Source organism: Bacillus sp. ISL-46 (assembly GCF_018613205.1).
This window is the reverse complement of the sequence record NZ_JAGGQR010000001.1, coordinates 117,009-134,887: the sequence shown is the minus strand read 5'-3', so window position 1 is coordinate 134,887 and position 17,879 is coordinate 117,009. Positions and strand designations below refer to the sequence as shown.

The window sequence follows — 17,879 nt, the reverse complement described above, 5'->3', positions numbered from 1 at the left end:
ACCAAAAAAAGACGAGATTTTTCCTCTCGTCTTTTTACATACTTTAACGCATGGAACTTATAACAGAGCGAGGGTCAGCCCCCCTTTATTCTTGTCATCCCAAGTGCATTATTTTCCCAGATGATTTTTTCTACAGACTCCCATTGATGTTCTTCACAACGAATCATGAGGACTATTTCTGATCTAATGTTTTTTGCTCCACCTTTACTTTTTTTCACAAGTAACAATTTAATCAAAAATCCTAGTAGCAAACCGCTCACTGCCCCAATAATTCCCCATATAATCGGACCCCATTTTAATACATAGCCGTAAATGGCCCCAAGTAGCATGAAACAGGTTCCTAACATGGCGGCAGCATCAAAAAGACTCAACCCGTCCGCCCGATGAATCGTATCAAATAATTTTCGCGGTTCAGATCTTTTATCGAGAGGGGCCGCTAATATCTTATCATTTGAAATTCCGTTTTGTTCCAAGGCTGTGATAGCTAACTCAATAAAAATGCTATTCTCGAAAGTGACAATGACAAACAATGGACACACACTCACTTTCTACAAAGGGTAAATGAAATCTTTACTTTGATATTTTCGCCGCAAATATTTGGACATTTCTTTTTCAAACAGTTTGTTGTGTTCAATCGTTAAAACATAAGAATCGTAAATGATAAAAAAATAAATAGAAGGGAAATAAATGGTCCATTGCATATTTAGTTCATTTATAGCCTTTGTAAACTCTCCCACCATTGAGTAGTTAATCGCTTTGGGAATATGCCCCAAATAACATATGGCTACCGCATAAACAAATATAAAGAATCCTGTAATAACATGATGGAGATACAGATGACCTAAACCAGGAAATAAGGCTGACCAGATGAGTGCTATTGACGGTTTTCGTTTATCCAAGTAATTGACATCAAATAATCCCATTTGCATGATCAAGACCTGAGCGTCCTCTCGGTCAGCTAATATATACTGCTTGTTTAAATCAACGGTTGTCCGATAACTATCCCAAATTCCAAACATATAAATAGCCAGATAGAGAATTAACCACCGATTATCCAATACGTCTTTTGCTTTTTCAAATTCACCCAATAAGGTATATAAAATTCCGAGGTTTACTTTTGCCCGATCATTAATAAATGTCTCCCAGAGAATGAGAATATACCCAGCCGCGTAACGATGCTGCATGATATGTCCAAACCCTGGATAGGAAAAGGAAAAAAAGGCTGAAATCCATGGGTTTTTTAAATGCAGCTGTCCTGTTGAAAATTGGGATAAATACGACCTTTGTCTTCGAAACGGAGGTATTTGATTCAATAGTAAGTTCTTCTCCTTTAAAATTGTACGTCTTCGATTATCGTTTGCAAATTATGGGATAAATATCCACGTCGGGTAGAAATAGTCAATCAGCCACAATCCATGTAAAATAGTTTTATGATAATGAAATGTAGAGGTGAATGAGGATGGTTTGGAAGATTAGTAGTTCAAATAAAGAACAGGTAGATCGCTTTGGGGTGGTTATAGAAAAGGTAATTCTCCCGAATGGTGAGGAAAAGAACTTTTCCTATTTAGATTTCGCAAAGGGCGTATGTATCCTGCCAATCACGAAGGACAAAGAAATCATCTGTTTAAAACAATATCGACATGCGATAAAGAGCTGGCAATGGGAACTGCCTGCCGGGATGATTGACAAAGAAAGCGATGCTCCACTAGAAACCGCCAAAAGAGAGCTTGAGGAGGAAACAGGAAATAAAGCGGAATATTGGCTGGATTTAGGAAGCTTTTATCCTTCTCCTGGTTCAACAAGCGAGGAAATCTATTTATTTGCAGCAACAGGCCTCATCGCTACAGAGCAACGATTGGAAAGCAGTGAACAAATTGAGTTACATAAGCTAACCATGGAAGAAGTAATGACCTTAATTATAAACGGGGAGTTCAAGCATGGTGCGGGCCTCGCCGCGATATTACGATATATGTTAATGACGGAGAATAATTGATGTAGGTTATGGATGGTAATAAGAGAACGTTTTAGTCGGAGAAAGGCCATTTGTGTTACGTGACCGTAATCTTTGATATTCCTTGGCTTCGGTCACGTAGAACCTTTCTACGTTACTGTACTCTTTGATATTCCTTGGCTTCGGGCACGTAGAACCTTTCTACGTGACTGTACCATCTGATATTCCTGGGCTTCGGTCACGTAGGACCATTCTACGTTACTGTACTCTTTGATATCACTTGGCTTCGGGCACGTAGGACCTTTCTACGTGACTGTACCATCTGATATTCCTGTGTTTCGGGCACGTAGAACCTTTCTATGTGACTGTACCATCTGATATTCCTTGGCTTCGGTCACGTAGAACCATTCTACGTGACTGTACCATCTGATATTCCTTGGCTTCGGGCACGTAGAACCTTTCTACGTGACTGTACCATCTGATATTCCTGGGCTTCGGTCACGTAGAACCTTTCTACGTGACTGTACCATCTGATATTCCTTGGTTTCGGGCACGTAGAACCTCCCTGCGTGACCCCACTCTCTGTTATTCCTTGGTTTGGGTCACGTAGAACCTTTCTACGTGACCCAAAAACTCAATAAACTTTTTTACAAAGCATATAAAGTAAGAAGTAACACCAGTTGGTTGTTACTTCTTTCAATGTTATATTGTTTTTTCACCTTTTACCCCATTAATAGAGTAGCTGACGGTTATTTCTGAGTTCAAGGAATGGGAGACAGAACAGTATTTTTCTTTCGATAATTGAATCGCCCGGATCACCTTATCTTCAGGCAATTCTCCTTCTAATGCATAATGAATGGTAATCGTTGTAAAGCGCTTAGGATGATCTTCGGCACGTTCGCCTTTAACATCCATATGAAAAGCAGATGGCTCGAGGCGCATTTTATTCAAGATCGAAATGATATCGATCCCTGTACAACCTGCCACCGCCTGTAGTAGCAGTTCCGTCGGTCTTGGGCCTGAATTCTCTCCTCCGACTTCTGGAGCGGCATCCATCGTAAATTCATGTCCAGAAGGGGTAACCCCCGAAAACGCCATTTTCTCTTTCCAGTTAATTGTTAATTCCATACTCATTCCCCTTTCACTTTTATATTCTTACCCATTCATCACTTCCTTATTTTACATGATCATTTACCGTTTTAAACTTTAGTCGACTGGGGGTCAGACCCCATTGCCCCTACAAAGTTAATCTCTAACTTTCCGTCCTGATTGGTAATTTCAATGACTTTTTCCTCAAAAAAGTAAGGAGCGTCATATTTATCTTGTTTCTTGATCGATGCATAGTTGTTTTTCGCGGTGAGAGCTGGGAAAACTACATTTGTTTTCTTACCTCCACCGTTCTGCACAATCTCCACTTCAGCCATTAACATGACCTGTTTACTAGCGATGGCAAAAAACAGCCTACCGATCTCTCTTCCGTTTTCAGTGATTTTCACATGCTGTAGTATCGAGATAACACACACAATAATATCGTTAACTTGTTCATTGGATATGCCCTTTAACCCACAATCAACCAGCACTTGATTGATGCCATTTTTTATTTCCTTGAATGAAAATACCTCTTCGATTTTAAGAGCCGTGTTCATTTTTCCGAGATTAGCAAACTTATTTCTTGTCTCACAAAGATACTCCGTGACAACTCCGGGCTTCGTACCTCGGCTCACAACAAAGCCCGCTAGCTCCTGAAGACAGCTATTGCCATTGCTCTTATTGCTAAGTAGAATTAAAAAGGCGTATACATCCTTCTCATCCAAGCGATTATCCAATAATTTTTCATAGTAATAATTAATTAATGTCCGTTCTTTTCTATCCATTTTATGACCCCTAAATTTAATGTTTTTCGAAACCTAAGTATTTTCCCAACTCCTATTGTACAATTTTTCACAATGAAATACAGGGCAAATAAATAAGAGAAAACGGAGAGTCCATGGGCTCTCCGTTTTCTCTTATCAAAATCTTTCAAGTAATTCGATGATTACTTTGTATGTAGATGTAGTATCCATGTAAGCGTATCTGCCTTTACCGTTCCAGAAATTACCTCTTTGGATGATGGGATAGCCCAGGTCCTCCAGCAATTTCACTTTTTCCTCGATATCATTAACCACAAAGGAAATATGATGAACACCTTCTCCTTGTGTTTCGAGGTGCTTTTTCCAAGTGCTTGGTGAATCACCCGGCTCAATTAATTCAAGTTGAAGTAATGGGGTATGAATAAACATATATTTCGAGTCAGCTTCAGTTGGCTTTCCTTCAAAAATAACCTGAGTAAGTTCACTCGGACCTGATTGAATTACCGGAGGTTTTTCCACACCCAACAACTTGCAATACGCTTCGGCAGCGGCATCCAGATCTTTTACGACAATTGCCAACTGCTCGACTTTATTGGTTCCTAATAAAGGGGTGAAGATATCTGTGGTAGGGGCCGTATCCCTCGGAACAGCACTTTCTAGGAGTTCCATTAGTGTCTTATGACTTTTTAACGTATCCACATAAACATATCTTCCATCACTAGACGTAAATTCCCCGCTCTGCAGCAATGGGTAACCGTTCTCCTCAAAAACAGGAAGTTTCTCTTTAATAGAATCGACATCAAAGGCGATATGATGAATTCCTTCCCCAACAGTATCCAAAAATTCACGCATCGTCCCAGGCTCTTGGTTGGGTTCAATCAATTCGATTTGCACAGTCGGCGTGTTCATAAATACTAGTTTACTCCGAGAAGCACTTGGCTGACCGCGAAAGACCACTTTAGAAACTTCACGATCGCCTGTTAAGAACCAATTTGGTTTTGGTATCCCAAGAAGTTTCGCATATGCTTCCGATGCCTGCTCAATATCCCGAACAACGAAAGCAATTTGGTTAATGACGTTATTTCCAGCTAACGGCTTATTTTCCGTCAATGATTCGGTCATTTAAATTCACCTCCAATAGTTATTCGGATACAAATCAACCAAGCCCGCGAACAGCTAATCCGCCATCACTTGAAATCACTTCACCTGTAATCGCGCGGGCCTGATCCGAAGCTAAAAGGAGATAAGCCCCCACATGATCTTCAGACTTCATCGCAATTTGAAGGGGGTTCCGTTTTTTTATGCTTTTCTCTTTCGTCTCATTATCGACCATTTTTACAAAAGGCTGCAGTGGTGGAATGACATGTAATGCTGTTAACGTTCCTCCAGGCGCCACCGCGTTCACCCGGATTTCCGGTGCCAATTCAAACGCCAGTTGGCGCATTAGTCCAATTTGAGCATGCTTGCTCGCCGTATACCAAACACCGCCGCCATCCGGATAGAACCCTGCACCTGAGACAGTGAAAATCATATTTCCTGCTGTTTTTTTAAGTTCCGCAGTGGCTGCTTTTGCCCCATTAAAATATCCTTTTACATTGATATTGAATAGGAGGTCATAGGCATCTGACATGGCTTCCGGTGTGACGGTTTCAAATTTGGCAAAACCATCGAATACACCTGCGTTAGCAACAAAGACATCTAATTTTCCATATGTTTTTGTGGCAGTTTCCACTGCTCGAACATGATCTTCATATATCGTAACGTCGCCTTCAATGCATTGAACCTGTTCACCATATTGCTGTTTGAGCTCATTTAATCCTGCTGCAGACCGATCAAGGATGGTCACAACGGCACCCTCTTTTACAAATGCCTCGGTGACAGCCCTTCCAATCCCGGAGGCACCTCCGGTCAAATAAATTGATTTCCCACTAAGCTGAGCCATCAAGGTGCTCCTTTCTACTTTGGCTACTATACAAATATAGCCAGATTTCTAGTATTTAAAGTCGTTTGATCTACAATGAATACGCGCTTAGAAAGCTTCCATTCCCCGTCAACATACGTGAATTCATCCTGACGTTCCCCTGAAATCAAATCGTGATGAATATCGGTACTTCGGCTCCGGTAGATGGTTAAATAACTGTTTACAACCGCCTTTTCATTGGGAACGTACTCCAGCAGCCGGACATTATTAACAGATCTCCGAGTACGAGACGGCGGGATTTCAGCCCAGGCGTAATCTGTTTTTAAACGGTCCACGCGAATTTTCAATAATTCAATGTCATCATTAAAAGCAAACATATCGAAGGAATAATCGGGACGTTCAATCCCTTCCTTATTAACCCTTACCGGCATTTGATAAGAAATGTCTGGGTGCAGCAAACTAAACCAGCCATCAAAATCAATATCATCGAGAAACTTCGCTTCCCGGTATAACCATTGCTCCAATTCAAAGGTTGCAAGCATCTTCTCTAAGCTCATCATGACTCCTCCAATCTTTTTTGTAGGCGCTTTCTCTCTTCAAAAAATAAAACCTTAAGAAGTCATGAGATCGAGCCAGTAACGATAAAAGTTCCTTTGATTGGCCTCGGTGAATTTATCATCAAAAACGACACCCGGGCCAATAAAATCTTCCACAGGCTTTCGATGTAAGCCCATCATATAATTAAAGGTCAGCTGCTTCACTAATGGCATCGTCCCGGAGGCTGCAGCAGTAATATCGGTAAATACCTCTGTGTCATCCTGTTCAAAGATTCCTGATGGGCTGAAGGTCAAAACAAACGACTCACGAGAACGTCTTTTCCAATCGACTGAAGCATTTTTCTCCACTAAAAACCAAGTAATCACTTCCATTTTATCGACACCAACCGGCCGCCATAGACGAACCGAAGTATTCGAAATCAACTGGCCTTTTACCTTCGTATGAGAAATTAAGAAAGATAGATTGGGAAAAATATTGCCGATCATATTTTTTAGATTAGACAAAACGTCATACTGTTCTTCTGTTAAATTAGATTTATACTCTTCCTTAAGTTCCTCTGGAAAGGCAAAATCAGGATTAGGTGTGCCTAGATTTAAGCCATGCCCCTTGTCAGTATGAATTTGATAACCCTTTTTGGAATAGGTAGCACTTGGGACCATTCCCAATTTGACAATCGAGCCATGCGTAACCATGGTATGATACGAATCACCCACAAAATTATCCGCGCCAATTTTCCAGTTCGAATGAATAATAAATCGTTGCGGCGGCCCCAATACTTCCATTTCCGCCCGGCCTGCCAAAATATCGAGATACCATTTAAAGTCGCCTAAGAAATCTTCTAATGGTTCAGCCTCGTCATTCCACGTCCCGAACATAAGACCCTTGTAGGTTTCGATTCTAACTTGATGAAGCCCTAAACCTGATTTATCAAATCCCTCACCATAAATATCTTTTTGAAGCGGTACGCCAACACAATCCCCATTGTTTTTAAAATTAAAACCATGATACGGACAAGTAAACGAGGATTTATTTCCGGCATCCGCCCGGCAAAGCTTCATGCCACGGTGGGTACACATATTATACAAACAGCGAATTTCACCATCAGCGCCTCGTGTAATAATCACGGAATAACCAGCAACATCTCTTGTAATGAAATCATTTTTATTGGGGATTTCTGATTCATGACCAACAAACAGCCATGTTTTTAAAAACACCTTTTTATGTTCAATATCATAGATTTTTGGATTTCCTAATAGAGAGGCAGGAATCGCGCCAATTTCCGGCTGAACGGATTCACTTAAGTATTCAACTACATCTTTTTGCGACATGTCTTCTAGATTTATGTTTGTTTTAACCATCAACTATTCCCCCTAACACTATTTTTCCTATACTTTTTCCAGGAGAATGAGATCAAAAATCATCGGGTTTCCCCTGTTTTCTTCCATATAATAATTTTAACACTTATCCCACTTTAATGACCGCATCTTTATTTTTCAATGCGGACAGCACACTTAATGCAGCCAAGTAACTTGTTTTGGGATTATTAGGCATCGGATCATTTTCCACTTTTAGTGATAATGTTCCGAAAGACCCTGTTGCCTCAATCGAATGACTATTTTTCCTCGCAGTCGGATCAGAAATAATTTTCACACCTGTTTGCTCTGGTCCGAGGCCCGCCAAAGACAAGATGATCGATACATTAATATTCTTTGGGAATAATTCAATCGCTTCAGATGCAGAGCCCTCGAACATCACTTGTTCTTGGTCGGCAGGAGCACCAGGCAATGCTTGTGGCGGTTTCCTAGTAATAATGGAAACGGATTCTAGTTCACCGATCGATTTCGCCGCTTTTAGAATATCTAATCCGCCAATGGCACCCGATGGTAAATAAATTTTTGTACTGCTTTCTTGACATATTCTTTCTAGATTTTGAAAAAAATCTACATCGGCTAAGGCGCCAACACTGGTTAACACTAAATCTTTACCACTTGCTAAGATCGCCGCTGCATAATCTTTCACCACTTGAATGGTCGCCGCTTCAACAACAAGGTCAATATTAGACTGGATAAGTGATTGAATATCCGAATAGTTTTCTACTGCAAACTCAGCAGCAAGCTCCACGGCTGCTTGCTGATTCCGTGTATAAATACCTACAATTTTACCATCTGAAAGAAGACCATCAATATTGATGCTTTGAAGGAGGAACTTTCCAATATTTCCTCCGCCAATTAATCCTATTCTCATCTGACGCCCTCCTTCTTAATTGGCCAAACCGTATGAATCAGCAAAATATTCGAGTCCGCAATGTCTCGTCTCACGGGACAAGCCGCTTTCTTTTAGTCCAGGAAAATCAAGATGGAGATCCTGGAAAACCGTATGATTATTATGAAAGACGGCGCCTGCTTCTAATCGATCAGCTAATTTCACGGCGAGTAATTCATCCTCCGTCCAAACAGACGCTCTTAACCCGAATTCACTGTCATTAGCAAGCCGCACAACTTCATCTACATCTGAAAATGGCAAGATCGGAATAACCGGGCCGAATTGTTCGGCACGAACGATTTCACTCTGTTGGTCTACACCGGTAATGATCGTCGGCATAATAAAATATCCTTGTTCCCACGATTCCGGATCCAACTGAATTCCTCCCGTAATGACATTTGCCCCTGCTTCAACGGCACGATTGATCAGTCCGTTTACATAGTCATATTGGGATTTGTTATTTAAAGGACCCATCTCAACATCCGGTTGAATCCCATTCCCTACCCGAATGCGACTGAATTCCTTGGTCAATTTTTCAACGACTTCTTCATATCGAGATTCATGAACATAGATTCTTTTGATCGCGGAGCACACCTGCCCTGCAGCGCGAAGGACACCGAACCTGAGGCGCTTGATTGCTTCGTCATCCAATTTCGCATCAGCAAGAACAATCGCTGGATCATTTCCGCCCAGTTCCATGTATAGTTTCTTCACCGTACCGGAAGCGGCACGCATGATTTCCTTGCCCGTTTCGGTACTGCCAACGAACGCAATCGTGCGAACCCGTGGGTCAGAACAAAGTGCATCCCCAATCACACCGCCAGAACCAGTCACCACATTGATAACCCCATCTGGAAAATAGGAAGCTACTACTTTTAAGAAAGTCATAATCGTTAATGGACAGCTGGTTGCAGGCTTAACGACCACCGTATTTCCTGACAACACAGCGGGAATGACTCGCTTAAAGGTAAGAATTAGCGGTGAATTCCACGGCGAGATGATCGCTGCAACCCCGCGCGGACGCTTGCGGATTTGCACGTTTTGTTTGCCTGGTAAGCTTTCAGGTTTCCACCAGTCTAGTAATTCTTCTGCCCCTTGTTTCATAATATCGACTACTCGGAGCAAATCCTTTTTCGCTTCAACCAGGACCTTGCCATTCTCACGAACTAGTAAACTTACATTCTCTTCCACGATTGATTTAATCTCATCAGCTGCGAGCTTCATCCGGTTTGCCCGATCTTCAATTTCACTTTGAGACCAGCTTTCATATGCTTTAACCGCTGTTCCCACCGCTTGTTCTACATCCGCTTTTGAACATAAGGCAACTTCGCCGACTACTTCACTCGTATGTGCTGGATTGATGACATTTGCTGTTTTTTCCGCTTGAATCCACTGCCCGCCAATCAGATATTTTCCTGAAACATATGGATATGTTGATATCACGTTAATTCCTCCCTACAACTTTTTCGGTTTGAACGCATCTGCTGCACCTGGAGGACCTCCAAATGGTTTTGCCATTGGTCCGACCGCTTCCATATCGACAACAATCATGGTTGGTTTTTGGTTCGCAACTGCCTTCTCCAGCTCAGTGACAAATTCTGTGGCTGAACCGATCCGTGAGGCATCAAATCCCATCGATTGAGCTAATAAAACAAAGTCAGGACTCAATAAATCAACAGCAACCTGTCGACCATAGGCCGCATCTTGAATATTTCGGAGCACCCCATAACCAGCATCATCAAACAGGACCACAATCAACGGCAGTTTCTCTTGAGCAGCGGTAGCCATTTCGCCGACATTGACCATAAATCCGCCATCTCCAGCCATTAGCACAACCGGACGATCCTTAAAGCCCATTTGCGCACCGATTGCTGTTGGCAGCCCCTGACCGATCCCCCCGCCCGACGCGTGAATCGATGTTCTAGGTTCATAGATTTCAAATAAGCGGCTTCCCCACACATTCGCCTGAACGGTTACATCCCGGACTAAAATCGTGTTATCTGGTAACACTTTTCGCATGCCATCGAGAATTTGTTCATATGGGCCAAGTGTCGCTCGTAACTGGGTGCGCAATTCTTCACGAACAGACTGCACTTCATCAAGATAGGAAGGATCCGGAACGATTGATTTCTGCGATAATGCCTGATTTAATCCTTGTAAAACTTGTTTCGCGTCCCCTACAATTCCATAGGTGGCTTCATAGTTGCGATTAATCGCTTGCCAGTCTGCATCAATCGAGATATGTTCTTTTGGAACGGAGACTTTCCAGTTGGCTGTTTCATTCCCTCTAAACCTGACCCCAATACTGATCAATAGGTCAGCATCATTCAACAGGTTTTTCGTTAATTCATTTGCTGCAAAGTGACCGATACATTGTGGATGATTTTCAGGTATACTTCCTTTTCCAGATTGGCTTGTGATCACGGCCGCCCCAATCTTTTCTGCTAACTCTTGAACCTGTTTTGACGCACCAGAGGTAATCACTCCTCCTCCTGCCCAAATAACCGGCCGACGAGCATCACTAATTTTGGTTAATGCCTCTTCAGGAAAGGTTGGAATGGATTGATTGGTTGGAGCTGATATTCTAATCTCTTCAATCGAATGATTAGGAATAATGGCAGATTGAAAATCAATGGGGATTTCAAGTGTTACTGGTCCTGCCGGATAGGCAAACGCCTCTTTGATGGCTTGTCTGACGACTCCAGATGCCTGCTCTGGTCTTCTTAAGCGAACGGCTTTTTTACAAGACCCTTCCATCATCGACAACTGGTCTTTACATTCATGGATATAGCCTCTGCCTGTTCCTAAGTAAGGCGAAGCCACTTCACCGGTAAGATGAAGAACTGGTACACCTGCGGCCCATGCCTCGATTAAAGAACCTGCCGCATTTCCGGCACCTGTTCCTGTACTCGTAATCACGACTCCCAATTTACCCGTTGCTCTGGCATAGCCATCTGCCATATTTGCCGCGCCGCTCTCACCGCGCGAACAGACTAAATGAATGCTTCCTTCCCGGAGAATCGCATCATAGATCGGCATATTGTGGATACTGACAATTCCAAACGCTGTTTCTACTCCAGCACGAACAAGTTCTTGGACCACTGCGTCAGCTGTTGTAAATTCCATTTGCTTTAGTTCACTCATCATTCATTCCTGCCTTTATTTATATTTAAAGCGCTTTCCCGAGCGCTCCCGCTGTTTCAATTGTTGAACCCGATACGTAACTTGCTTGCTCTGAGGCTAAAAATAAAATCACACTGGCTACTTCTTCTGCTTCGCCAACTCTTCCTAAAGGGATATTTCGCTTTTTCGCTAAGTCTGCATAATAATCTTCAGCGTTGATATCAGGGGCATTTTCCAATCTTCTTCGCTCCCATTGATCGGTACGAATCAACCCTAAGCTCACTGAGTTGACTAAAATATTATCGGAAGCAAGCTCTTGCGATAGAGTCTTACTTAAATTCAATAATCCGGCTCTCGTTGCCGCCGTTGCAATCATATGTCTTTCCGGCTCTTTCGCTAATGTAGCATTGATATTTATGATGCGGCCGCCGCCATTCTTAACCAAATAAGGATGAACCGCCTTCACTGCATAAATAATTGCAAAGTATTTCAACTGGATTTGCTGCTCCCATTGTTCATCCGTCACATCAAAAAAGTAACCCATGACACTTTGTCCAGCAGCATTGACAAGGATATCAATCCCGCCAAAGTGTGTGGCTGTTCCGTTGATAAACGAGTTGACATCATCCTTATTAGTCACGTCACAGGTTGCTGCGAAAATCGAATCGGCTGTTCCAAATTTCAGCAGGTGATCATAGGCTTTTTCTTTCCGCTCGATATTTCTGCCGCAAACCGCGACGCGAGCACCTTCCTGAAGAAACATTTCTGCCGTCTTTAGGCCAACTCCAGAGGTTCCTCCCATGATGACCGCTACTTTATCCTTTAATCCTAAATCCATCCTGACACCCCTTCCAGCTATACCAAAGCTTTTACATCTACCCAACCTGGATCTGGCTCTCCACCCATCGCGGCCCGTGTTTCCGGCTTCGGAGGTCCGGCGATTCCCCATTGGTCCATTAAATGAGGCACTCGCTTCCAAACACGCGCTCTCCATTCTGACTCATCTTCAATCGTTTCCAAATAACAGGTATACTCCATCACAAACTTCCCTGGATCTTGGAAGTAACAAAAAATATTATTTCCAGGACCGTGGCGCCCTGGGCCCCAAATCTCTTGATAGCCTGCTTTTCTGACATTACTGATTCCTCGCATCACTTCATCCACCGTATCCACTTCGTAGGCAATATGATTAACGGAGGCGTGAGCATCCTGATTGAAGGCAATCGAGTGGTGTTTCCTGTTACAGCGTAAGAAGGACATTTGGTGCTCGCTCCAGTCGGTCACCTTAAACCCTAAGACATTCGTATAAAAGTCAGTAATCATATCAAGGTCTTTCGTATTCATGACGACATGGTTCAGTTTGACTGGATCGACATTTTTCTTGTTCCAAATCGAGGTATGAATTTCCACCCAGGCGGATAATTCGATACAGCGATTTTCTGGATCGACAAAACGCAAGCCATAGCCTTTTCCTTCCTCATCCAAATAACCAGGCGGGGAAACAATCTTCACACCTTTTGAAGCAAGGATTTCTGCTGCTCTGTCGACTGCGTTTTTATCCACCATACCGAATGCAATATGGTGCAGCCCTCTTTTTTCTCCTGCATGCAAGCTTAATATATGGTTTTCAGGGCCGGCCCCGCGAAAGTAAACAGACTGTTCATCTTGAGAAACTTTATCCAAGCCCCAAATTTTCTCATAAAATTCAGCTTGTTCCTTGAGAACGGGGGTAATTAAGCTTATATGCCTTAAATGTGTGATTCCTAACATCCTGCCACCTCATTTTTTCGTTTAAAGTCAACAAGGATGATCCCGCATGAAAATAAGAGGACCATCCCTGTCAAAGAACAAATTCTTAAGTTTCAGGGAGTATGTTCGCTGAGAAACATCTGCCTATTGAAAAATTATTTTCCGTTAATAATTGCTTCTCTCTCTTTAGCCCGCTTAAGACGAAGTTCCTCTAATGCGCTTCCTTTTGGATAGGTCGGTAAATTCGGCTTAACAGCACCCAGCATAACAAGCATTAATGCCTCTTCATCACTATCATTGCGCAGTCCGCGATAGACTCCAGGAGGAGAACTGATGCAATCTCTTTCATTTAAGACGATTTCATGGACTTCACTTTCACCCTCTTCTTGGATCAGTGCGGTCACACTGCCTTTAATGACAAAGAAAACTTCTTCCACATCATCATGTAAATGAAGCGGTCCCTTACAGCCAGCAGGTAAAACCATTGTACTTAATGTAAAGTGTTCTGCTTGAATGACATTGGCATCATTATTCGCTGTTGCGCCGCGGCCGATATATCTCATCTGTGCTCTACGATAAGCTGGGTCAACTTCCTCTTGAAATTTCAACACGTTCCAGTCTAAAGAGCGATCATTTAACCTCGCCACATATTTTTTCTCAAACGCTTCTACTGAAAATTTTTCAGACATTTACAACACTCCTTTTTTGATTATGTTTTATATATAAAACAATGTTTCCTTTATAGACTAATATTAAATCCCAATACTATAATTGTCAATTATAAATATTGAGAATATTTAATATTTGAAACTATGTTTTATATACGTAACAATTGAATAAATTAACATATTATACAGTCACCTGATTGGGAGGTAGATTCTCAATCTTTAGCTCTGCTGCTTCCCTTTTCAATGTAAATAGATACGCAATGAACCCAAGCGTAGCTGCGATAATCAACATCACAATGGAAGGTCCAAAGTCCCCACCGGCAATATCAACCATCCAGCCCATAATATAGCTTGAAAACCCGCCAAGAATGTTAGTAAATCCCATCAATCCCGCCGCACGTCCGGCTGTTTCAGGCGTCGAGAATTTAACCATGAATAAATTACTTAAATGGAATACCCCCCCTTGTGTACCCATCGCTAAGCCCATGCATACACCGGCCATAACTGGCTGCGGAGAAAGAATGGCCGCAGTTAAAAATGATGCCGTCAATAGAAATAGAATCGTCGCCAGTAAACCAGGACGCTTGGTTTTATCCGCTAAAAATCCGCAAATTAATACGAATCCTAAAGCAAACAGCCAAGATAATGAGGTAATTCCTGTCATTGCCTCCCTTGTGAAACCCTTCGCTCCGACTAAATAAGTAGGAAGCCAAATACTAATACCAAAAAATAAGAACGATGATACTAACATTCCGAACCAAACAATCCAATAACGGTAGTCTTGAACAAAGTTTTGTTTTTTTGTTGATACTTTGGAATCTGACTGGCGAATATACGCCAATTCCTTTGGATCTAATCGTGGATGTTCTTCAGGAGTATCACGAGTAAGGAAGATAAACATTGGAAGAACGATTAATAGATTAAACCCTGCTAAAATGAAAAAGGCGGCTTGCCAATGGAAGGTCGCAATCACAAGAGTTAAGATTATGGCTCCACATGCAGGTCCTAAATAGTTTCCTGCCAGCCATGAGGATTGTGCCCGGCCAAGTTCACGCTGATGAAACCAGTTGGAGATAAACTTTCCGCAAATCGGAATCATCATCCCCTCACCAATACCAAGGATGACACGGCTCAAGATAAACATTTCGTAGGAAGTGGATAAACCGCCAATAACCATGGTAATTGCCCATACAACAAGACCGATGATTCCTGTCTTTCTTGCACCAAGCTTGTCAATGATAAATCCCCAAAAGATATTAGATAAGGCATAGGCAATGGTAAAAATAAATGTGATCATCCCAATTTTCGCATTCTTATCTGCACCAGTTAATCCAAGATCGTTTAAGAAACCTTGATCCGTTTGAATAATTGAAATACCTAATTTATCTATTTGTCCAAAAAACCAAAAGACGAAAATAGGCATGGCAATATAAATCCAACGTTTATTCGTTCTCAGCATTAAAGAGCCCCCTTTTGTTTTAAATCAGATGAATACGCTTCCATAAAATTTTATTATTTTTTATATAATACTTCAATGGCCCAAACGGACTCCTTATCCCTCCTTTTCTATTTTTTGCAGTAAAGATTGTGTTTTATATACAAAACATAGTTTATTACTAAGTTTATTTTAAAGTTTTTATAATATTACGTCAACAAAAATCATCCATTTTGTTTCGCAAAATAAAACACGTTTTATATATAAAACAAATCAACAAAAAAAGCTTGCGAATTCCGCAAGCTTTTTAATCAATTTTTGAGTGGTAGCCCATAAAACCGGATAGTATTTCGGAAGCTTCCAGCACTTTAGGTAAGGCTATTTTTTCAATAAATTCTTGATTGAAGGTAGCTTCTGTTGCGACTACATTGATCGCTGCCCTGACTTGACCCGAGCGCTCAAAGATAGGAGCAGCAACCGATTGAATTCCATGATGGAATTCACCCTTGGTAATCGCATATCCCTTTTGCCGAATCGTAGCTAATTCTTGTTGAAAATCCATGTAATCTGTTTGCGTTCTTTCCGTATATGGTTTTAAATTGGAGCCAAATAATATTTGGTTTAATTTGTCTTGGGATTGATAGGCCAGCTGTACTTTTCCATTGGCGATCGCATGGGCGGGCAGTCTCAACCCAATATTCACATTAACTGCTGAGACTCCTCGGACTGGTGCACTGCCAACATAAACAACTTCTTGACCATCCAATATCGATAAATGACAGGATGCCCCAGTTTCATCCCTTAATTTTTCTAAGTATGGCTGTGCAATTTCAGGGAGTTTTAAGGTACTTAAATAGGCAAAGCCTAATTCCAACACCTTTGGGGTTAAACTGTAGCGCTTCGTATGTTCATCTTGATAGAGATATCCAAGTGTTTGGAGTGTATACAATAACCGGAACGGAACCGTTCGACTTACATCCAATTCTTTCGCGATTTCAACCAAGGATAATGTGGGGCGCTCTTCACTAAATAGCTTTAAAATTTCCAATCCTCGCACTAAGGCATTGGCATTATAGCGTTCCTTCTCATCTTTTGCCATCAGCATTTCACCATCTCATTGTTATTAATTTTCTTATACTACAATCATATCAAAGTTCATGCAAAGAGGGGTAATCTCGTCTTGATTTATACTTTCACCAAGGAGGTCAGAAAGTCTAGAACGATTGCATTAAAGTTATTGGGATCTTCTTGATAACACAAATGACCAGTCCCAGGGATGGTAACAAATGTTGAATCCTTAATGGCATCATGAAAAATCTGCGATTCACTAACCGGTGTTACTCTATCTAATTCTCCGCAAATAACAAGGGTAGGTGTAGTGATCGAAGATAGAATATCCATTTGATTTAAAGAAAAAAGTGAATAGGCGACAGAGCGGAATCCCATCGGTCTGATTTGCGAATAGATTCTTTCTGCCTCTTTCTTTATTTCCGGATCTGGCTGTGGTGAAAGAAGTTCCTTTACACGAAGCTTCGCCAGTTCTGCCGGATCTACTGTTTCAATATTATGTAGACGATTTTTTAATTTCCGTTCATTCTCTTCTTTACTCAGGGCCGCTGCCCCTCTTGTTGCATCTGAAATAATTAACGCATCAACCATTTCGGGAAAGCGGTAACTAAAATCGAGTGCAATTGCCGACCCCATTGAATGTCCTAGCAGCGTGACAGATTCATAGTTTAATTTTTCGATAAATCCTTTTAAAACGTCAGCAAATTGCTTAAATTCCTTAAATTCCACTTTTGGATCAGAACTTTTTCCATACCCAGGTGCATCCCATGCAATCACCGTGAATTGCTTAGATAAGCCCTTTAATTGCTTTTTCCATGATTGAGAGTTGTTCCCCATTCCATGTAAGATAATTAACGGGGCTCCCTCTCCTTCGGTTTCATAATGAATCATTAAATCTTCTACTTGTAAAAAAGGCATATTCTCCCTCCTAAATCCAATTGTTTTATAAGTAAAACATTGTTTTATATTTTCTATAATAAAACAACTGCAGGATAAGTCAACGGAATTTTCAGAAGTTCCTGAAATCTTTATAAAGTCTTCAAAATCCCATGGACGATATTAATGAAGTATAGTTTCAACCAAAAAAGCCCTTATAGGGCTTTTTTTAGTTAAGACTAATCGTATTTTCTTAGAAACAGATTGAGGCTCCAACGATTATTAACAAGATAAACAATACAACGATTAAAGCAAAACCGCCCCCGAAGCCGACACCGCCGTAGCCATAGCCACCACAAGAACCACCAAATCCACCATATCCAAACATTTTATACCCCTCCTTAGACTTATTCCCTAC

Annotated in this window: 19 protein-coding genes; 1 reads left to right on the top strand and 18 read right to left on the bottom strand. The window is 41.5% G+C overall.

The genetic code is table 11. The features are described from left to right. Positions 1-74: 74 nt before the first annotated feature. Together J7E67_RS00625 and J7E67_RS00620 are read right to left on the bottom strand one after the other, a co-directional pair. Positions 75-530, bottom strand: a complete 456-nt coding sequence (locus J7E67_RS00625; RefSeq protein WP_214717888.1) for a hypothetical protein — start codon at positions 528-530, stop codon at positions 75-77. An 18-nt stretch (positions 531-548) separates the two neighbouring features. Continuing rightward, positions 549-1,313, bottom strand: a complete 765-nt coding sequence (locus J7E67_RS00620) for a hypothetical protein (RefSeq protein ID WP_214730638.1) — start codon at positions 1,311-1,313, stop codon at positions 549-551. A 146-nt stretch (positions 1,314-1,459) separates the two neighbouring features. On the opposite strand from J7E67_RS00620, the gene J7E67_RS00615 reads away from it, so the two are divergent. Continuing rightward, positions 1,460-1,993 (top strand): NUDIX hydrolase, encoded by a 534-nt coding sequence (locus tag J7E67_RS00615; protein WP_214730637.1) that lies wholly within the window; start codon positions 1,460-1,462, stop codon positions 1,991-1,993. A 660-nt stretch (positions 1,994-2,653) separates the two neighbouring features. Here the strand turns inward: J7E67_RS00615 and J7E67_RS00610 are convergent. From J7E67_RS00610 to J7E67_RS00535, 16 genes are all read right to left on the bottom strand, one after another. Beyond that, positions 2,654-3,079, bottom strand: coding sequence for an OsmC family protein (locus J7E67_RS00610; protein ID WP_214730636.1), 426 nt, complete (start codon positions 3,077-3,079; stop codon positions 2,654-2,656). A 71-nt stretch (positions 3,080-3,150) separates the two neighbouring features. Further along, entirely contained in the window at positions 3,151-3,825 is a 675-nt protein-coding gene (locus tag J7E67_RS00605) for a hypothetical protein (RefSeq protein WP_214730634.1), read from the bottom strand. 135 nt (positions 3,826-3,960) lie between these two features. Further along, positions 3,961-4,923 carry a VOC family protein gene (locus tag J7E67_RS00600; RefSeq protein WP_214730632.1) on the bottom strand — a complete coding sequence of 321 codons (963 nt, stop codon included), beginning with the start codon at positions 4,921-4,923 and terminating at the stop codon, positions 3,961-3,963. A 34-nt stretch (positions 4,924-4,957) separates the two neighbouring features. Next, positions 4,958-5,743, bottom strand: coding sequence for an SDR family NAD(P)-dependent oxidoreductase (locus tag J7E67_RS00595; RefSeq protein WP_214717861.1), 786 nt, complete (start codon positions 5,741-5,743; stop codon positions 4,958-4,960). A 26-nt stretch (positions 5,744-5,769) separates the two neighbouring features. Further along, positions 5,770-6,279 carry an aromatic-ring-hydroxylating dioxygenase subunit beta gene (locus J7E67_RS00590; RefSeq protein ID WP_214717859.1) on the bottom strand — a complete coding sequence of 170 codons (510 nt, stop codon included), beginning with the start codon at positions 6,277-6,279 and terminating at the stop codon, positions 5,770-5,772. Positions 6,280-6,333: 54 nt separating this feature from the next. Further along, a complete protein-coding gene (locus J7E67_RS00585; RefSeq protein WP_214730630.1) occupies positions 6,334-7,638 on the bottom strand; it encodes an aromatic ring-hydroxylating oxygenase subunit alpha in 1,305 nt (434 codons plus the stop codon). A 103-nt stretch (positions 7,639-7,741) separates the two neighbouring features. Further along, entirely contained in the window at positions 7,742-8,524 is a 783-nt protein-coding gene (gene nadX / locus J7E67_RS00580; protein WP_214730628.1) for an aspartate dehydrogenase, read from the bottom strand. A gap of 15 nt (positions 8,525-8,539) precedes the next feature. Further along, a complete protein-coding gene (locus J7E67_RS00575; protein ID WP_214730626.1) occupies positions 8,540-9,985 on the bottom strand; it encodes an aldehyde dehydrogenase family protein in 1,446 nt (481 codons plus the stop codon). A 12-nt stretch (positions 9,986-9,997) separates the two neighbouring features. Next, on the bottom strand, positions 9,998-11,689 hold the full coding sequence (locus J7E67_RS00570; RefSeq protein ID WP_251026475.1) for a thiamine pyrophosphate-binding protein: 1,692 nt from the start codon (positions 11,687-11,689) through the stop codon (positions 9,998-10,000). A 22-nt stretch (positions 11,690-11,711) separates the two neighbouring features. Further along, complete coding sequence (locus tag J7E67_RS00565) at positions 11,712-12,503, bottom strand: SDR family oxidoreductase (protein WP_214730624.1); 792 nt, start codon at positions 12,501-12,503, stop codon at positions 11,712-11,714. Between the two features lie 17 nt (positions 12,504-12,520). Then, the gene (locus J7E67_RS00560) at positions 12,521-13,435 is read right to left on the bottom strand and encodes a VOC family protein (RefSeq protein ID WP_214717844.1); all 915 of its coding nucleotides are present in this window, start codon (positions 13,433-13,435) and stop codon (positions 12,521-12,523) included. A gap of 134 nt (positions 13,436-13,569) precedes the next feature. Further along, the gene (locus J7E67_RS00555; protein WP_214717842.1) at positions 13,570-14,103 is read right to left on the bottom strand and encodes a cupin domain-containing protein; all 534 of its coding nucleotides are present in this window, start codon (positions 14,101-14,103) and stop codon (positions 13,570-13,572) included. A 160-nt stretch (positions 14,104-14,263) separates the two neighbouring features. Beyond that, entirely contained in the window at positions 14,264-15,541 is a 1,278-nt protein-coding gene (locus J7E67_RS00550; protein WP_214730622.1) for an MFS transporter, read from the bottom strand. Between the two features lie 283 nt (positions 15,542-15,824). Further along, entirely contained in the window at positions 15,825-16,616 is a 792-nt protein-coding gene (locus J7E67_RS00545; protein WP_214730620.1) for an IclR family transcriptional regulator, read from the bottom strand. Positions 16,617-16,702: 86 nt separating this feature from the next. Next, entirely contained in the window at positions 16,703-17,503 is an 801-nt protein-coding gene (locus tag J7E67_RS00540; RefSeq protein WP_214730618.1) for an alpha/beta fold hydrolase, read from the bottom strand. A gap of 211 nt (positions 17,504-17,714) precedes the next feature. Further along, entirely contained in the window at positions 17,715-17,849 is a 135-nt protein-coding gene (locus J7E67_RS00535) for a YjcZ family sporulation protein (RefSeq protein WP_214717830.1), read from the bottom strand. Positions 17,850-17,879 lie beyond the last annotated feature (30 nt).

Excerpts from the sequence above, each read along its gene's own strand:
- J7E67_RS00615 (WP_214730637.1), top strand. The coding sequence starts at position 1,460 with ATGGTTTGGAAGATTAGTAGTTCAAATAAAGAACAGGTAGATCGCTTT.
- J7E67_RS00610 (WP_214730636.1), bottom strand. The coding sequence starts at position 3,079 with ATGGAATTAACAATTAACTGGAAAGAGAAAATGGCGTTTTCGGGGGTT.
- J7E67_RS00605 (WP_214730634.1), bottom strand. The coding sequence starts at position 3,825 with ATGGATAGAAAAGAACGGACATTAATTAATTATTACTATGAAAAATTA.
- J7E67_RS00600 (WP_214730632.1), bottom strand. The coding sequence starts at position 4,923 with ATGACCGAATCATTGACGGAAAATAAGCCGTTAGCTGGAAATAACGTC.
- J7E67_RS00595 (WP_214717861.1), bottom strand. The coding sequence starts at position 5,743 with ATGGCTCAGCTTAGTGGGAAATCAATTTATTTGACCGGAGGTGCCTCC.
- J7E67_RS00590 (WP_214717859.1), bottom strand. The coding sequence starts at position 6,279 with ATGAGCTTAGAGAAGATGCTTGCAACCTTTGAATTGGAGCAATGGTTA.
- J7E67_RS00585 (WP_214730630.1), bottom strand. The coding sequence starts at position 7,638 with ATGGTTAAAACAAACATAAATCTAGAAGACATGTCGCAAAAAGATGTA.
- nadX (WP_214730628.1), bottom strand. The coding sequence starts at position 8,524 with ATGAGAATAGGATTAATTGGCGGAGGAAATATTGGAAAGTTCCTCCTT.
- J7E67_RS00570 (WP_251026475.1), bottom strand. The coding sequence starts at position 11,689 with ATGATGAGTGAACTAAAGCAAATGGAATTTACAACAGCTGACGCAGTG.
- J7E67_RS00565 (WP_214730624.1), bottom strand. The coding sequence starts at position 12,503 with ATGGATTTAGGATTAAAGGATAAAGTAGCGGTCATCATGGGAGGAACC.
- J7E67_RS00560 (WP_214717844.1), bottom strand. The coding sequence starts at position 13,435 with ATGTTAGGAATCACACATTTAAGGCATATAAGCTTAATTACCCCCGTT.
- J7E67_RS00555 (WP_214717842.1), bottom strand. The coding sequence starts at position 14,103 with ATGTCTGAAAAATTTTCAGTAGAAGCGTTTGAGAAAAAATATGTGGCG.
- J7E67_RS00550 (WP_214730622.1), bottom strand. The coding sequence starts at position 15,541 with ATGCTGAGAACGAATAAACGTTGGATTTATATTGCCATGCCTATTTTC.
- J7E67_RS00545 (WP_214730620.1), bottom strand. The coding sequence starts at position 16,616 with ATGGCAAAAGATGAGAAGGAACGCTATAATGCCAATGCCTTAGTGCGA.
- J7E67_RS00540 (WP_214730618.1), bottom strand. The coding sequence starts at position 17,503 with ATGCCTTTTTTACAAGTAGAAGATTTAATGATTCATTATGAAACCGAA.
- J7E67_RS00535 (WP_214717830.1), bottom strand. The coding sequence starts at position 17,849 with ATGTTTGGATATGGTGGATTTGGTGGTTCTTGTGGTGGCTATGGCTAC.